The sequence below is a fragment of the Spirochaetia bacterium genome, from assembly GCA_022482625.1.
GTDB lineage: Bacteria > Spirochaetota > Spirochaetia > Sphaerochaetales > Sphaerochaetaceae > Pleomorphochaeta.
On sequence record JAKVOU010000001.1, the window covers coordinates 1,972,971 to 1,990,134 of the forward strand.

The 17,164-nt window shown below is 41.2% G+C and carries 15 protein-coding genes and 2 tRNA genes; 15 read left to right on the forward strand and 2 right to left on the reverse strand.

Going from position 1 to position 17,164, the window contains the following annotated elements; translation table 11 throughout:
- The first annotated feature begins 131 nt into the window (after positions 1-131).
- From LKE40_08930 to LKE40_08995, 14 genes are all read left to right on the forward strand, one after another.
- Positions 132-216, forward strand: a tRNA-Ser gene (locus LKE40_08930).
- 26 nt (positions 217-242) lie between these two features.
- Positions 243-329 (forward strand) — tRNA-Ser (locus LKE40_08935).
- A gap of 547 nt (positions 330-876) precedes the next feature.
- Positions 877-1,674 carry an aldolase/citrate lyase family protein gene (locus LKE40_08940; GenBank protein MCH3917572.1) on the forward strand — a complete coding sequence of 266 codons (798 nt, stop codon included), beginning with the start codon at positions 877-879 and terminating at the stop codon, positions 1,672-1,674.
- A 14-nt stretch (positions 1,675-1,688) separates the two neighbouring features.
- A complete protein-coding gene (locus LKE40_08945; protein MCH3917573.1) occupies positions 1,689-2,651 on the forward strand; it encodes a dihydrofolate reductase in 963 nt (320 codons plus the stop codon).
- 10 nt (positions 2,652-2,661) lie between these two features.
- Positions 2,662-3,630, forward strand: a complete 969-nt coding sequence (locus LKE40_08950) for a D-2-hydroxyacid dehydrogenase (GenBank protein MCH3917574.1) — start codon at positions 2,662-2,664, stop codon at positions 3,628-3,630.
- 137 nt (positions 3,631-3,767) lie between these two features.
- Positions 3,768-5,174, forward strand: coding sequence for a GntP family permease (locus tag LKE40_08955; GenBank protein MCH3917575.1), 1,407 nt, complete (start codon positions 3,768-3,770; stop codon positions 5,172-5,174).
- A gap of 144 nt (positions 5,175-5,318) precedes the next feature.
- Positions 5,319-6,218 (forward strand): AraC family transcriptional regulator, encoded by a 900-nt coding sequence (locus LKE40_08960; protein ID MCH3917576.1) that lies wholly within the window; start codon positions 5,319-5,321, stop codon positions 6,216-6,218.
- A gap of 202 nt (positions 6,219-6,420) precedes the next feature.
- On the forward strand, positions 6,421-7,443 hold the full coding sequence (locus LKE40_08965) for an SPFH domain-containing protein (GenBank protein MCH3917577.1): 1,023 nt from the start codon (positions 6,421-6,423) through the stop codon (positions 7,441-7,443).
- Between the two features lie 27 nt (positions 7,444-7,470).
- Positions 7,471-7,701: an Arc family DNA-binding protein gene (locus LKE40_08970; protein MCH3917578.1), complete on the forward strand. Its 231-nt coding sequence runs from the start codon at positions 7,471-7,473 to the stop codon at positions 7,699-7,701.
- 433 nt (positions 7,702-8,134) lie between these two features.
- Positions 8,135-9,166, forward strand: coding sequence for an ABC transporter substrate-binding protein (locus tag LKE40_08975; GenBank protein ID MCH3917579.1), 1,032 nt, complete (start codon positions 8,135-8,137; stop codon positions 9,164-9,166).
- A gap of 77 nt (positions 9,167-9,243) precedes the next feature.
- Positions 9,244-10,926, forward strand: coding sequence for an iron ABC transporter permease (locus LKE40_08980; protein ID MCH3917580.1), 1,683 nt, complete (start codon positions 9,244-9,246; stop codon positions 10,924-10,926).
- A gap of 5 nt (positions 10,927-10,931) precedes the next feature.
- The gene (locus LKE40_08985) at positions 10,932-12,023 is read left to right on the forward strand and encodes an ABC transporter ATP-binding protein (protein ID MCH3917581.1); all 1,092 of its coding nucleotides are present in this window, start codon (positions 10,932-10,934) and stop codon (positions 12,021-12,023) included.
- Positions 12,024-12,920 (forward strand): PfkB family carbohydrate kinase, encoded by an 897-nt coding sequence (locus LKE40_08990; protein ID MCH3917582.1) that lies wholly within the window; start codon positions 12,024-12,026, stop codon positions 12,918-12,920.
- Positions 12,901-13,761, forward strand: coding sequence for a sugar phosphate isomerase/epimerase (locus LKE40_08995; protein ID MCH3917583.1), 861 nt, complete (start codon positions 12,901-12,903; stop codon positions 13,759-13,761). The genes LKE40_08990 and LKE40_08995 overlap by 20 nt, the downstream gene beginning before the upstream one ends.
- An 8-nt stretch (positions 13,762-13,769) precedes the next feature.
- Here LKE40_08995 and LKE40_09000 read toward each other — a convergent pair whose 3' ends face one another.
- Positions 13,770-14,696 carry a LacI family transcriptional regulator gene (locus tag LKE40_09000; GenBank protein ID MCH3917584.1) on the reverse strand — a complete coding sequence of 309 codons (927 nt, stop codon included), beginning with the start codon at positions 14,694-14,696 and terminating at the stop codon, positions 13,770-13,772.
- A 397-nt stretch (positions 14,697-15,093) separates the two neighbouring features.
- Between LKE40_09000 and LKE40_09005 the strand changes: the two genes are divergently transcribed.
- On the forward strand, positions 15,094-15,738 hold the full coding sequence (locus LKE40_09005) for a sulfite exporter TauE/SafE family protein (GenBank protein MCH3917585.1): 645 nt from the start codon (positions 15,094-15,096) through the stop codon (positions 15,736-15,738).
- Positions 15,739-15,805: 67 nt separating this feature from the next.
- Here the strand turns inward: LKE40_09005 and larA are convergent, their stop codons facing one another.
- Entirely contained in the window at positions 15,806-17,044 is a 1,239-nt protein-coding gene (larA, locus tag LKE40_09010) for a nickel-dependent lactate racemase (protein MCH3917586.1), read from the reverse strand.
- Positions 17,045-17,164 lie beyond the last annotated feature (120 nt).

The window sequence follows — 17,164 nt, forward strand, 5'->3', positions numbered from 1 at the left end:
ACGAACAAACAAGCAGCAAAAAACCTGCTGAGCAGGCAAAAAGGAAGCAAATAAGCCCAGATGTCAATCATCCGCTTGACATTCAGCTTATGTAACCACTATATTAGCACTTGCTGAAAACTAATATTTATGGAGAGATGGCCGAGGGGTCGATGGCGGTTGTCTTGAAAACAACAGAGGGGAAACTCTCCGGGGGTTCGAATCCCTCTCTCTCCGTAGCATATTCGTTATCCTTGGCAAATGGAGAGGTGCGAGAGCGGCCGAATCGGGCTCCCTGCTAAGGAGTTGACCTGGTAACGGGTCCGGGGGTTCGAATCCCCCCTTCTCCGAAATAAAAGAAACAAGTCTAGGGAAATACCTTGGACTTGTTTTTTTTGAAAAATGATGGGTCTTGTATTTCAGTTTCAAAAAAGGCCCTGGGGAACTACAGTCTGTCTTTACTGCTTTGAGAACTGTATTTCCCTGGAATTTTCGTGAATATCCGATCCAACCTTTTCTGTCCTTATTTCAAAAAAATCAGCAAAAATAAGTGGATATGAAATAAAATCATCCGTAAAATAAGCTATTTAAAAATTACTTAAACCAATTAATTCAAAGAACTTCACAAGTTTTCTTATCAAGGTATTTGTTTCAATTTTTCTATAAATGGAATTTATTTACTTATTCATATTATAGTTATTTCCTTATTATCAAATGCACCAATTATATATTGCTTTGCAATTTTACTTCAGAACGCAAAATCCTCATATATAAAAATCAAATACTAATATATGAAATAAATAGATGAGAATATATAATTGACAGTTTGATATACTCCATTAAACTGCAATTATAAATAATAACTGTGTTTTTAAAACCACAGATAAGGAGTATAAAATGATTAAAGAAAACTTATTAAGAAAGGCATTGGATACACATAAACCGACTGTAGCAACAAGAATCTGGAGTACGTGGCCTACGGTCGTAGAAGCCTGTGCTGCTTCCGGTAATTTTGATTATGTAGAATTTGTTGCAGAATATTCTCCGTTTGACCAACATGATTTGGAAAATTGGGTACGGGCATGTGAACTTGGCGGCATTGCATCAATGATCAAGGTCGATTTCCAAAACAGAAACTATGTTGCTCAGAGAGCTTTGGCTTGTGGATTCCAATCCATTATGTTCACTGACCATAAGACTGCAGAAGAAGTTGAGGCAACTTTGCATGCCATCAGCCCGGACAGCAAGCAATATGGAGGCCGCTTCGGTTATCCCAATGCCCGATGGATAGGCTACCAGCCTCATTTGAGTCAGACTGAGTATGCCAAGATGGTACACTCTGCCGTAAAATCATTCATGATTGAAAAAAAAGAGGCAATGGACAATATTGAAGAAATCTGTTCTATCAAAGGTGTTGATATGGTACAGTTCGGGCCTTCCGATTATAGTATGAGCCTGGGTTGGGATGCAAAGGACCATAAGGAAGATATACGTAAGGTAGAAGAAAAAATGATACGTACAGCCCTTGACCATGGGGTTGCTCCCCGCTGTGAATGTGATTCAATTGAAAAAATGCAATATTATATGGATCTTGGTGTCAGGAATTTCTGTATAGGAGACCAATTCCGCATTCTTGATGCTTATTGGAAAGGTACATGCGGTAAAGCCAAAGACCTTGCAGCGACCCTGAAATAAAAGAGGAAAGACCAATGAAAAAAATACTACTTACTTATCCTGTACCGGCACAGACACTTGACCAATTCACAAAAGATTTCAGCCTTACCGTTGCAGACCACAAATTAAGTCACGAAGAAGTTGTCTCAGCTGTTAAGGAATACAACGGACTGTTTGTTTTTGGAGTCAAGGCTGACAGACAAGTCATGGACGCCGGGAAGAAACTCGAAGTCATAGCAAATTTTGGTGTCGGTTATGACAATATCGATTGGAAATATGCGACAGAAAAAGGAATTGCAGTAGTCAATACACCTACTCAGGTTACTGATGCAACAGCAGAACATACCCTTGCCTTGATCATTTCCACCATGCGCGATATTGCTGGTTATGACCGGGAATTGCGACAAGGTGTCTGGAAAACTCCCTTGTTTTCAGATCGGGCAACAGAGCTTACTGATCGGACACTGGGCGTTATCGGTTTTGGCCGTATAGGAAAGGCAGTTGCAAAGAAAGCTACAGGAATCGGTATGAATGTCATTTATTATGATGTATACCGCGCACAACCGGAACTTGAAAAAGAATATAAGGTTACCTATATGGAATTTGACAAAGTCCTTGCCAATAGTGATTGTATTACGTTGCATATGCCCTTTACAGAGAAAAACCGACATCTGTTCAACCTTGAAACTTTCAGAAAAATGAAAAAAACAGCTTATTTCATCAATTGTGCACGAGGTCCGATCGTCAATGAAAAAGATCTGGCAAGGGCCCTGCAGGAAGGTATCATAAAAGGAGCAGGATTGGACGTCTTTGAGAATGAGCCGCATCCTTCACCCGAATTATTACAGTTAAGTAATATTACGCTGACTCCACATGTGGCAAGTTCTACGATGAAAGCCCGTCTGGGAATGGCAAAGGAAGCACTTTCAGGCATTGCTGCTGTATTGAAGGGAAATATCCCTTATAATGTCATCAACCCTGAAGTATTGAAAAAATAAGGAGAGACAGATGGACATAGTTATTTTGGACGGTTATACGGAAAATCCTGGAGACTTGTCTTGGGATGGGATGAAAGAGTTGGGGTCCCTTACTGTATATGACAGGACGTCATTGACAGATAAAGCCGAAATCATCAAACGAATCGGCAATGCAGGTATCATCATCACAAACAAGACTCCGATTGACCGTATGGTCTTTGATGCCTGTCCCTCAATCAAATACGTAGGGCTGCTTGCAACCGGATATAATGTAGTTGATGTTGCATATGCAAAGGAAAAAAATATCCCTGTTACAAATATCCCGACCTATGGTACTGCCGCTGTCGGCCAATTTGCCATCGGACTACTACTGGAAATCTGTCATCATATAGGCCATCACGACCAAGCAGTCCATGAAGGACGCTGGGAACAAAATCCTGACTGGTGCTTCTGGGACTATCCCTTGATTGAGTTGGCCGGCATGAATATGGGAATCATAGGTTTTGGCAGAATCGGACAGACCACAGGCCGGATTGCCCAAGCATTGGGCATGAAGGTCCTCGCCTATGATGCATACAGAAATCCTGCATTGGAAAGCACGACTTGCAAATATGTTGAGTTGGATACACTTTTTTCACAATCTGATGTCATTTGCCTCCATTGTCCTCTGTTCCCGGAAACAAAAGGTATAATCAATAAGCAGAATATTGCAAAAATGAAAGATGGAGTAATCATAATCAACAATTCCAGAGGTCCGTTGGTTGTTGAAAAGGACCTGAAAGAAGCATTGGACAGTGGAAAAGTTGCAGCGGCAGGAGTCGACGTCGTTTCAACGGAACCAATAAAAAAGGACAATCCGTTGCTATCGGCAAAGAACTGTATCATTACCCCGCACATATCTTGGGCTCCGAAAGCTTCGCGGCAAAGACTTATGGATATTGCCGTAAACAATGTCAGGGCATTTCTTGCAGGAAAACCGGTGAATGTAGTCAATAAATAAGTTTGTTTTGCAAAACAACAAAAACATAGAGACAATAGGAGATTTTATTCCAGCAAATAGTTAGTTTATAAACATTTTTATGTTATGAACCTATCTCAAAGAGGCATCTAGAAAAACAATACAAAAGGAGGTTTTGTATGGGTCGTTTTTTCCTTGTGCTTGTACTTGCTGTTGTCGTACTTGTCTTGCTGATTGTCAAATTCGGAGTACATCCTGTCATTTCATTGTTCATAGGAGGCATGATTGCAGGAATGGGCTTCGGTTATGGACTGAAAGGAACCATCACTACATATACTGCAGGTTTTGGTTCAACATTAGGTGGCATCGGCTGTACCATAATATTCGGTTCAATCATTGCCCAGGGAATCAGAGATACGGGCTCTGTCAAGTCATTGGTCAATTTCTTTACCAGACTGTCAAAAGGTAAAAATATGGAATTGTCTACAGGACTTTCTTCATATATCATGTCAATACCCGTCTTCGGCGATATAACGGAAGTGCTGATGGCACCTTTGGCTTCTTTGATTTCAAAAAGAGCCAATAAATCGATGTCAACTATGGCAGGCTATACTATGCTCGGTTGTTCCCTGACACATTCTATGGTGCCACCGACACCAGGCATCCTTGCCGTAGCACTCCTTCTGGGCGCAGATTTGGGTATTGTCATTACCATGGGTATTATCATCACTGTCATTGCATTTTTTCTCACATGGTTACTTACCCGGAACTGGGTCGCAAAAGAATATATTCCGCCCCGTTCAGATTATGTCATCGGTGTCGAAAAAATGAAAGGGAACGACTATCACGAGTTGTTGGTCGTCGAAGACAGATTGCCTGGTATCCTTGCTGCAGCTTCTCCGATCCTGGTCCCAGTCATTCTTATTGCAGCTTCTTCCTTCGCCAACATGAACCTTGCAAAAGACAATATCGTACGACAAATCCTCAATGCCATAGGAGAAAGAAATATAGCATTGTTCATCGGTGTTATCATAACTTTCATTCTGGGTGCAACATATAAAGATAAAGTTTTGAAAAACCGGAAACAGTATAAAGGTGAGCAAGCAGGCATTTTCAAAACCATGGCTTTCAGTTGGGTCAATGAAGGCTTGGAAGTCGCATTGTTACCTTTGATCATCACAGCAATGGGCGGTGGACTAAGTGCCATAATAAAGGCTTATCCTAATATCAAGGAACTTGGAAATCTGATTGCCAACGTACATTTTCCTGCAGCACTTGTACCTGTACTTATCGGTACCATCATGATGGTTTCCGTCGGTTCAAGAACTACTGCAGGCATGACTGCTGCAGCAATCTGTGCACCTATCATGACCATCATGGGGTTGTCTCCCGTTGCAACGACCATTCTGATTGGCAGCGGTACAATGATTGGCTCTCATGTCAGTGACAGCGGTTTTTGGATCGGGACATCTTTGTTTAATCTGAATACAAAACAAGGGCTCAAATATATTACATTACTGCAAGCTATCTGTGGTATTTTCTGTATTCTTTTGTCCCTTTCTTTTCTAAAGATCGGATTATTCTAACTCCGCACTTCCTTTGGAACAATCAAGGACATCACCATACGGTCTGCTCTTCGTGGAAAGCCAATTTCTCCGAAGAGCTTTTCTTGATTGACTTACACAAGTTCCCCTCAGATAATATATACAAAGAGGGAGGAAATAACACAGATGGAAAATGATTATCCCAAACTGGTCTCCAGGGAAGCAAAGCTCATCAAGGAACATGGCTTTGCCATTCATTTCCATAACGGAGGTCCGACAGGTTCTTGTTTTTATCATTTCCATGATTATTACGAAGCAAATTTATATCTCGGCAACAAAGAGCTAAACTACATTGCAAAGGGTACCATATATCCTCTTGTCAGAGGAGACATAGTCCTATGCAATATTTTTGAACCCCACTATTTCCAAACCCCAGAAAGTAAATATTATGAAAGGCTCAGCATCGGGGTCGATGCAAATTATTTGCTCCGATATTCTACAGAAACAACAAACCTCCTGGCACTATTCAACCCTTCGCAAAAGCAGTATCCCATCTTGCATCTTCGCTATGACGGTTTGGAACGGTTCTTGGAAATCCTCAGGCTTCTGCAAACCACAGAACAAGCAATAGACAGACAGTTGACAGAAGAAGCTCTGGCACATTTCTTTTTTGCTGTACTCTATGATGAATATGCAAAAGAAGATGAAAGCATTGCAACAGTGAAAAGCAACAATCGATACTTCAAAATCATTGGGGAATTGATTTCTTATATAGAAATGCATCTTCAGGAGAAAATCTCACTTAAGGAATTATCGGGTGCAGTAAACTACAGTCCACAGTACATTTCGAAACTATTCAAGGAAATAACAAATTATTCGATTGTAGAATACATTGTGGACAAGAGAATATCCCTTGCAAAGAAATTGCTCCGCGAAGACAACTTGATAACAAATATTGCAGCTCAATCTGGATTCAACAATTACAGCTATTTTTACAAAGCATTTAAAAGACATGTAAAAATGAGTCCAGAAGAATATAGGCAACTTTGCCTTTCTGAAAAGAACAATAAAGAAGAAAAAATATAGAATCCTTCATTCTGATATCACCGTCCTAAGTTTTTTCCTCAAACTGTAGCAGATAGACAAACATTGTTTTTTCTTGAAAAATGACAGCCATTTTTATTTCTACTCGACCAGAAAAGAGCCTCAAAAATAATCTTGACAAAAAGCAACTATTATCATAAAAATATATTTATAATATTAATATGATATCATAGGAGAGTATATCATGCCTGAAAAAAATGAAGTACAGACTTCTGCATATGAAGAAGAAAGGCCTGTCGCAAATCCGCACAATGGCATAGCATTCCTTTTGGCAAACAGCTTGATTATCATTCTGGGAATTTTGGGATTCATCATAGCTGTAGGTTCTTGGGATTTCTATATTTCGATTTCGTTGAGAATATTTCTTGGCACCATATCAGGAGCTTACAGTTTCGTCATCGGCCCTCTCCTCTATATGGGCTTGAAAACAGTCAAACCGAACGAAGCAATCGTCCTTACTTTGTTCGGCAAATACTACGGTACATTGAAGAAAGAAGGACTCTACTTCGTCAATCCTTTTGCTACAGCATTCAACCCCGCATCCAATACAGAACCGACAACCGCAGATCCACAACCAACGAAATCAAGACGCAACGGCTCCGGTGCCTATGTACCAAGCAAAAAGATTTCCCTCAAGGCCATGACACTCAACAATCAGAAGCAAACCATCAATGATGCCCTTGGAAATCCGATTATCATAGGCGTTGTTGTCATATGGAAAGTCATAGATACTGCAAAGGCCGTTTTCAACGTTGACAATTATGTAGAATTTCTTTCTATACAATGCGATTCTGCTCTTAGGAATGTCGTCAGGAAATATCCCTATGATGCTGCAGAAGGAGAAGACGAGTTATCCCTGAGAGGCAGCAGCCAGGAAGTAGCTGAGAAATTGACACAGGAACTTCAGGAAAAGGTCAATATCGCAGGTTTACAAATCATTGAAGCCAGGATAACACACCTTTCCTATGCTCCTGAAATTGCAGCTGTCATGCTCCAGAGACAACAAGCTTCAGCAATCATTGCTGCAAGACAAAAGATTGTAGAGGGAGCTGTAAGCATGGTCGAAATGGCACTGAATCAACTTAGTGAAAACCATATCGTTGAATTGGATGATGAAAGGAAAGCAGCCATGGTAAGCAATCTTTTGGTTGTACTCTGTGGAAACAAAGACGCCCAACCTGTTGTCAACAGCGGCTCAATATATTAAGTTGATACAAAAGAAAGGATCTGACTATTGGAACCAAAAGACAAAGAAAAAGGTAAGAAACAGCTGTTGCTCAGGCTTTCTCCGACGTTATGGAAAGAACTTGCCATCTGGGCAGAAGATGATTTCAGATCTATAAACGGCCAGATTGAATACCTTTTGACTGAATGTGTCCGAAAGCGAAGAAAAAAAGATATGGACAATTCTGAAGGAACGGATACCGTATCCTTGAAAGATACTTCAAATCCTTTAAAAAAATAACCGTTGCTCCGTTATCAACAGAATTAAAATAAACATTTAGCGGTCAAGGCAGAATATTGTCTTGGCCGCTAAGTATTTTCTGATTTATTGAATTGATTTTGCAACTTCTCCGACGACCTTAATATCTTATTATTTTTCTTGCAATATTATGTATCTCTATCGCAACAAAACAATAATTAAAATAAATTTAGTATTTTTTGCAATTAATTATCAAATTTTTTCTGCAACCAGAAAAAAAATATATCAAATAGAAATAAAAATATTTATTTATACAATTTATAATTATATTTTAAATAATTATTTTTCTTGACAGGATAATTGTTTAAAACTATCATAATAGATAAAGTGATGGTTGGAAAAATTTTCAATATTTGTTGCAATTTTGCAAAAATAAATTGCATGCATCTCTCATAATCAAAAGGAGGAATTTGATATGAAGAAAGCTATCTGTGCCATAGGCATCTTGGCAATGGCAACGGCTGCAGTATTTGCCCAGGGAAATACAGAAAACGGTATGACAGGAACAAAGGAAGAAAAACACGAAACCCTGCAGATGTATACGGCCCTTGATACCGAAGAAGCAAAATACTACATCGATGAATTCACAAAACAGACAGGCATCAAGGTTGAATTCGTTCGATTGAGCGCAGGGGAAGTTTTGGCTAGGGTCGAAGCAGAAAAGACAAATCCACAGGCTAGTGTCTGGTTCGGCGGATCAAGTACAGACCATATAAATGCAGCAGCCAAGGGTTTGCTTGAACCCTACAAGCCCAATGTTGACTTTACATTGGCTGACAACCTCCATGCTTCGGACAACAGTTGGAACGGTTTCTATACCGGAGCCATCGGTTTTGTTTCGAATACGGACTTCCTGAAGAAAAATGGACTTGAAGCTCCCACAAGCTGGGATGATTTGTTGGACCCGATATATGTAGGACAAATAGAAATGGCTTATCCTTATACATCTGGTACAGCCTATACGACATGGGCAACACAGATCCAAAGATTGGGTCTGGACGGCGCCCTTGATTGGTGGGCAAAATTTGACAAATCCATACATCAGTATACAAAATCCGGTACTGCTTGCATCGCACGGGCAGGACTTGGTGAATGTGCCGTAGGCCTTGCATTTTCCCACGACATCCTGGCAAAAGGTGTAAATATGGGTTATCCATTGGTAATGTCCTTCCCGAAGGAAGGAACCGGTTACGAAGTAGGTGCTGTCTCCTTGATCAAAGGCGGCAAGCAATCTAAAGAAGCCAAGTTGTTCATCGACTGGTGTTTCAGCGTAGAAGCACAGAATCTCTTCCAGAAATACTGCAGGTTACCGGTTAATCCAAAGGCTACGGTCGGAAAGGGCGCAATCAAACTTACCGACATCAAACTTATCAATTATGATGCCGTCAAGATGGGTCTGAACAAAGACACCTATGTAAAGGCTTGGAGAGATAGGATCGGAAAATAAGGTATACACAGTTTTTGCATTCTCAAACAGCAGCCCCGGAGGGGAGCTGCTGTCCTTCTTTCCTACAGGATTAACACATGAATAAAAAGTTTACAGAAAACATGCAGGATGTGAAGAAAATTGCAAAGGAACCTTTTATCCTTTTGTCAATTATAGTCATATTCTATTTATTGATAACATTTGTCATCTTCCCGATTTTCCAAGTATGCAAGACCAGTCTATCTGTCGATGGCAGTTTCAGTCTCAAGAACTTTTCGGAAGTACTGAGCAAATCATACTATATTGAACCGCTTGCAAACAGTTTGTTGCTTGGGTTTCTAGTTGCTACTATCGGAACCTTCTTCGGTTTTGTTTTTGCTTACGCAATTACCAGGACCCCGATGAAAGGCAAAGAAGCTTTTCGCCTGGTTGCAACGTTTCCTATGGTTTCGCCTCCTTTTGTAGTAGCCTTGGCTTGCATTTTACTATTCGGAAGAAGCGGTGTCTTTGCAGGAGTCTTGGGCAATATCTATGGAATAACTGGATTGACCATCGTAGAAGTCATTGCCTACACTCCTACAGCTTTCCTTGCATTGGTAGGTATTCTCCAGTCAATTGATCCCGCCTTGGAAGAAGCTGCAATGGATCTCGGAGCTTCAAGGACCAAAGTCTTCAGGTCTATAATATTTCCCCTGTCAACTCCTGGAATTGTAAGTGCATGGTTGCTTGTCTTTATCCAGTCGCTGGCAGACTTCGGAAATCCAATGATAATCTCCGGAGATTTTTCAGTACTGTCGGTCCAGGCATATCTGCAGATTACAGGTATGTATGACCTAGCCAGAGGCTCAACATTGGCAATACTGCTCCTAGTACCGACATTGGTAGCATATTATCTACAACGTTATTTGCTCGCCAAAAAATCCTATGTAACTGTCACTGGCAAACCGACGGCTTCCACCATCAAGAACTTGGAATGGTATATCAAGCTACCTGTTTATTTTTTCTGCTTCCTTTTTGCTTTTGTCGTGATTCTGTTCTATGGAATGGTCATATGGGGCTCTTTCCAAAAACTATGGGGTGTTGATGCTTCCTTTACGCTCAGAAATTATCAACAGATGTGGAGTGTCGGTTCAGAATATATCAAGGACAGCTTGATTATCGCAGTAATTGTTACACCGATTACAGGTTTGCTGAGTATGTTCATATCTTTCCTTGTAACTAGAAAGAATTTTCCAGGAAAGAACCTGATGGAAGTTTCAGCCATGCTGACTTTCGCCGTGCCAGGAACCGTCGTCGGCATAGGATACATCCTTGCTTTCAACAATCCCTCAGTCCTTATGCCTGCCACATTGACAGGAACTGCGGCAATTATCATTACGTTGCTGATTTTCAGAAATTTGCCCGTAGGTATCAGGAACGGTATAGCTGCCCTTAATCAGATTGATCCCAGTATCGAAGAAGCCTCAATCGACTTAGGGGCTGATAGCGGTACCACTTTCAAGAAAATTACCTTGCCGATGATAACGCCGGCCTTGTTCTCTTCCTTGGCAAACAGCTTTGTACGGTCAATGACTGCCATAAGTGCAATCATATTTGTTGTTTCTGGCCGCTGGAATCTGATTACTGTAGCAATACTTGGTTTCGTGGACAACAGCCAGTATGCACAGGCAGCAGCCATGAGCCTGTTGCTTGTCGTCATCGTACTTATTGCACTTGGCATCATGCGGTTGATAACAGACAGAATCGGCCGTGGTATGAAGTATTCGAACATTGAAGGATAAATAGTATGAAAGAAGGATATTTGACCCTTGAAAATTTGACAAAGACATTCGGAAATGGAAACAATCTGTTTACTGCCGTTGACCATGTAAACCTCCAAGTCAAGGAAGGTGAACTCGTAACTTTGCTCGGACCATCAGGCTGCGGAAAAACCACAACATTAAGGATGATTGCCGGGTTTCATGTTCCCAGTAGCGGAAAAGTATTGATTGATTCTCTGGATATGAGCAGCGTACCGCCTAATAAAAGACCGACTGCCATGGTATTTCAGAATTATGCTTTATTTCCCCACATGACAGTCAAAAAAAATATTTCCTATGGTCTTGAAATCATGAAACTACCTAAGCAGACCATTGAAAACAAAACTCATGAGATCATCCAGATGATCGGCCTGAGCGGTCTTGAAGACAGACAACCCAGACAATTGTCAGGAGGTCAGCAACAAAGAGTAAGTCTTGCCAGAGCCATGGTCATGGAGCCGAAAGTCTTGTTGTTTGATGAACCATTGTCAAACCTTGATGCAAAGTTAAGAGTATCTACCAGACTGGAAATCAGACACCTGCAGCAACGGGTTGGAATTACAAGCGTCTATGTTACTCACGATCAGGAAGAAGCAATGACCATTTCAGACAGAATTGTCATAATGAGCCAAGGCAAGATACAGCAGGTTGATACTCCACAGGAAATCTATGCCCATCCCACAAACCGTTTCGTAGCAGATTTTATAGGAAAAGTAAATTTTCTTGATGGAACAGTCACTGGAATCGAAGATAATCAGTTGATCATCTCCTGTCGAGACAAACAAATTGCAGCACCATATTTCAATAAATCCATCAAGCAGAATGATAGGGTTCTCTTGACTATCCGACCAGAATCAATTGAATTATGCAAGCCGGAAGAAGGTATAGTGGAAGCGCGGGTAAGCAATGCAATTTATTTTGGCTCACAGGTGATATACAACCTGAATCTTGATGACGGCCAGGAATTGAATGCAGAAGTGGCCGACCCACAGTTCCATCCGATATTTGCACAAGGCAGTAAAGTCAGCCTGAAATTCAAAAACGCATCCCTGCATGTTTTACCATATGAGGAGCTATAGATGCCAAAACAGTACACGATACTTATGGTCGGCCATATTTCCAAGGATATCATGGTCGACTACAAGGGCAATGAAGTACGGTTGAACGGAGGAGCAGTATCCTATGCTTCGACGGCCATGGCCAGTACAGGAATTGATTCTTGCATCCTTGCAAAGCTATCAAAAGACCAACAATCTCTGAAAGAAACATTGAGCTGCAAAGGTGTTGACTGGAAGTTCGATGAAACTCCATGCATGACAAGCATGAAGAATATCTATCTGACACCCGATAAGGAGCGACGTGAAATTGAGATAATTTCAGTAGGGCAACCATTTACATTAGAAGAAATTGAAAACATCAATGCAAAGATCTACTACCTGGCAGGATTATTTGTCGGAGAGATTCCTGATGATTTCATTCTTCCTCTGAGCAAGAAAGGAAAAGTTGCCGTAGACGCCCAGGGACTTATCAGGGATATAGATGGAAACAGGCATATATTCTTTCATGATTGGAAAAGAAAAAGAGAATTGTTACCAGCGATACATTACCTGAAAACAGATGCGGCCGAAGCTCAGGTCCTTACGGGATATGAAGACCGCAATAAAGCTATCGAAGAACTTGCCTCTTATGGTGCTAAGGAAGTCATGCTGACACATAATACTGAAGCATTGCTTTTCTGTGACGGAAAACTTTACCGTTCTCAGTACACAAACACCAACAACAGCGGAAGGACCGGAAGAGGTGACACGACCTTTGCCGCTTATCTCGCATGGCGCGTACATCATGGCATACAGGAATCTCTTGATTATTGTACGGCTCTCTGCAGCCTGAAAATGGAAAGTCCCGGAAGATTTGCGCTTGATAAGGAAGCCGTCTTAGACAGAATGAAGGAAAAATATGGGTATCCCCGATCTTAGGCTTGGTGTCAAATTTCCTGCCTCGTTTACACAAATCCAAGAACTTAAGGACATCGGTTATGAGTTCTTGGAACTGAATACAGATACATTCCCCTTCATTATTGAGGGAAGTCTATGTGAACCCGTCGTCAACTGCATAAAGCAAAGAATGAAAAGTACGGGGATACACCTCACTATCCATTCCAGCTATGGCATGGATCTTTGGGCCGAAGATTCGGAGCTCCAAGAAAAAGTCTTGGCTTCATGCATAAGACTGGCTTCCCTGCTTCAAGCCTCCGTGGTTGTCCTGCACTATGAATGCCAAAGCAATGACCTGCGGAAAAGGAAAAAGGTAGAAGATTTATGCAGGAAAGGAGCTGACCTTGCACAAGAAGCAGGTATTTTGCTTTGTCTTGAAAATATAGAGATAGAGCTGGTTGAACCTGTCATTGAATTGGTTGCAAAAATAAATCATCCGAATTTCAAGATGACATTTGATACCGGACATGCTTTTCTTGCCTCACGTTTCCTGCATTTCGATTTTCTGCAATCTCTTAAGGATGCAAGACCTTACCTTGGTCATGTGCATATAAATGACAATACAGGTACATTCCAGCAACTTCGCATTGAAAACAAACTCCTCTATGATACTCTTTCCATCGGCACAAGAAGAGCGTTCGGGCAAGGTGATATACACCTTCCTCCTTATTTCGGAAAAGTACCGTTGGATGAATGTTTCAAGATATTGAAGGGCTATACGGGCCGAATGCTACTTGAATACAAATTCGGGACATTCAATGACCTAGACTCATTCATCTACAACAATACAAAGGATAGAATCCGCAGCATCTGGCAGAAATAGGGAAACGATCAAGTCGTTTGTCTGATGACAAGCCGCCCTTTCATCTCAACTTTGATTGTCGGAGTCCCGTGACCATCCAAGAGATCAATCATTCGTATGGCGGCAATACGGGCCATCCCTTTGACATCTACATGGGCTGTAGTCAATGCCGGGTGCGACAATGTAGCCCATGGGATATCATCAAAGCCTGCAATTGCAAAATCATTTGGCGCATATAATCCGGCCTTCTTTGCTTCATCAAGGAATCCGATAGCCATAGCATCATTGACAAAAAAAATGCCGGCACCTTTCAGCATGTTGCCATACTCAAGGAAAGCATCCCTTCCGGTCCTAAGCGTAGTATCCTTCATATTCAGAATCTCAGGTTTCATCCTGCATTGGGACAATGCCTGGCGATAGCCGTTGATCCTCTCACTGTTGTTGTACCAGTTTTTCGGACCTGTTATGTGAAATATACGAGTATAGCCCTTGGCAATCAAATGCTCGGTCATGCTACAGGCCAACTGACGGTTATTGCACCTTATACTGTCCAACTCAAAGTTTTCATTGTCATTTTCCAACAAAATGATCGGAACATTATATCTCTGCAAAGAGGCAATACATTCGGTCGGAATTGATTGTCCTCGAAGGATAAAACCTTGGAACCTTTCTACGGCTATAGGAGAATTTTCAAAGGAGAGACCTTTCTCATCGGTATAGACCAACGGAATGGAAATGATATTATGCTTGTTCAGTTCAACTTCACATCCTTGTATGGAAGTCTGATAAAAAATATTATCCTGTTCTTCCCCTCTGGCCCTGACGATAAGTCCGATAAACCGTGCATCACTTCCTGCCTGTTTCACTTTCCATGTACTGGAATGCATGCCTTGCTCTTTCAAGGCTTCAAACACCCTGTTGCGGGTCCTCTCACTTATTCCAGGCTTATTGTTCATTACTCTGGAGATTGTAGACGGTGATACGTGTATCTTCTCAGATAAATCTTTTAGTGTCATTGCCATATCCTTTTGCACAGTGTAAAGCATCAGCAGGCGTGTTGCAACATTATTTTGCAATTTTTTGCAATTTTTGCAATATTGTGCAAAATATAGTTTTTAATAATCTCAGAAAAATTCATATCGACAATAATTCCAGCTCTTCATGTTACATCGAAACATTCTAGAAAGAGTTTATATAACTTCTTTTCTTATTATACTTTACAATAATAAAGTTTCTTTGTATCATTATAAAATGATACCTGAAATCGTCACAAATCATCTTGGGCTAATTGCTCTCTCAGGCATACTCCTGGGACTGGACAAGGGAGGCCTAAAGCCTCTGAGTGTACTAGCAATGTATTTTATACTGAAGGTATTTGAACCAGCAATGATGCTCTCCATATTTGCACCGTTGCTATTGGTGGGAGAATTATATCCTGCCTATTATTATAGGAAAAGTGCAAACAGACCGGTCTCAAACAAGCTCTTGGTATGGATGCTTGTCGGCCTCGTCCTAGGAACACTGGTAGGTACTCACATAAACCAGGCAATTTTCTGTATCCTGATAGGTATTTTTGTCATTGCAATGGGAGTAATCAATATCATTCTGGAACGAAAAGAAATCAAAATAAAGCCTACGATTGCCATAATAGGTATCTTAGGTAGCTTGGCAGGATTCGGTTCCATCATAGGAAACGCAGCCGGAGGCATAACAAACATCTATTTTCTTTCACAGACAAAGAACAAAAGGGAATTGCTCGGCAGTTCTTCTTATTTGTATATAATTGTCAACAGTGCAAAGCTTCTGCTCTATATATTTATCTGGAAAATCTTCAGCACAGACACTATTGTCATTACAATCAGCTTGGTTCCTTTCCTGCTGATAGGCGTAATTCTTGCTACAGCAATCATAAAAATAATGCCTGAAGTCGTCTTCAAGGCAATATTCTATTTCTCCGTCTTCTATGCAGGTCTTTCTCTTCTGATAGGAAATCTATAAAGGGTATCCGGCCTGCGAAAGCCTTTGAATATAATCGGATGTCATCATCCTGACATCCGATGTTTTCTTATCCAATCTTCGGAACAGTCACACATCCATCGGTAAGCACCAGGATGGAAGCATCCTTTCCTTTGACAGTCCTGGCTTGTTTCACAGCTTCTTCCAAGGAAGAAAACCTTGTTATGAAAATTTTTTCCCAAATATCCTTATCGAGTTCACTGACACAATAGATGTCTGCCCATTTCATGACCTCGGCCATCTTCCCCGCCTTATGATAACCAAGCTTATATTCACGTTCAATATTTTCAAGCACCTGCTGCGGGGAATCCGAGCTTGAAAGCAAATCATAAAAACTCTTTTCACCGGTTCCATCAAGACAAGCAGCCACAAGGATCAGGATACCACCGGTTTTCAATGCAAGTTTTGCATTGTCAATGGCTTTCTGACTTTGGTATAAATCCAAATCCATCGGAGCCTTGGCAATTGAAATGACAATGTCCGCCTTATGTGCAATGTTGACGGCAAAGACTTCATCAGCAGCGCTGACAGCAACATTGAAACTCTTAATTATATCTCCGGCATATACTTTATATACTTTATGTTCGCTGTCCATTACCGTCTGGATGGAAAATATGCTTTTCCCTTTCAACAGACTCAATACATCAACCATATCCTGATGTACAGGATTGTCATCCAAGTTCAGGGCCTTGGCCTCAGGTCTCAATGCCAATTTATGGTTCATCTGAATTGAAATATATCCGGCAACTCCCGGCATAATTGCCTTCCGTCCCCCGGTATACCCGGCAAAGTAATGAGGTTCGACACTTCCGATTATCAATATGGCATCATTTTCAACGACAGCTTTGTTTACCTTAAGTACGGTACCGTTGCGGCTTTCCCCAAGATACACCAAAGAACTCTCATCCCTGCTGTCATGGCTGGTAATACATCCAGAATAGGCTGCATATGTAGTGCCAAGGATCCTACGAATCTCCTTATCCCTTGCACCACGATGGCAACCTGTTGCAATAAGCAAAGACACTTTGTGTCCTCTAAGCAAAGGTTCTATTGTCTCAAGGACGGAGGCTGTAGGAGTCGGCCTTGTTCCATCATTTACAATAACAAGAATTCGTTCCCGCCCCTTAAGGAAACTTTCAAGGCTTTCACATCCTATCGGATGAGAAAGGGCAGAGGAAATTTCTTGGCTGGCATCAGCAGCCTGCACCTTGTTGGGAGTTATTACCTGTGTGTTTTCAGGTAAATCAATATCCAGATCCTTGCCATTGTACTGGTAGGTTACCTTCATCAGCTTATCTCCTTTTAAAGGGATAGGAGAACAACGCCTCCTGTCCCCTTTAAAAAACAATTATCAAACCTAGGAATTTGCCACTAGAAACCATGATGCCTTTTGTATGTCAGACATGTT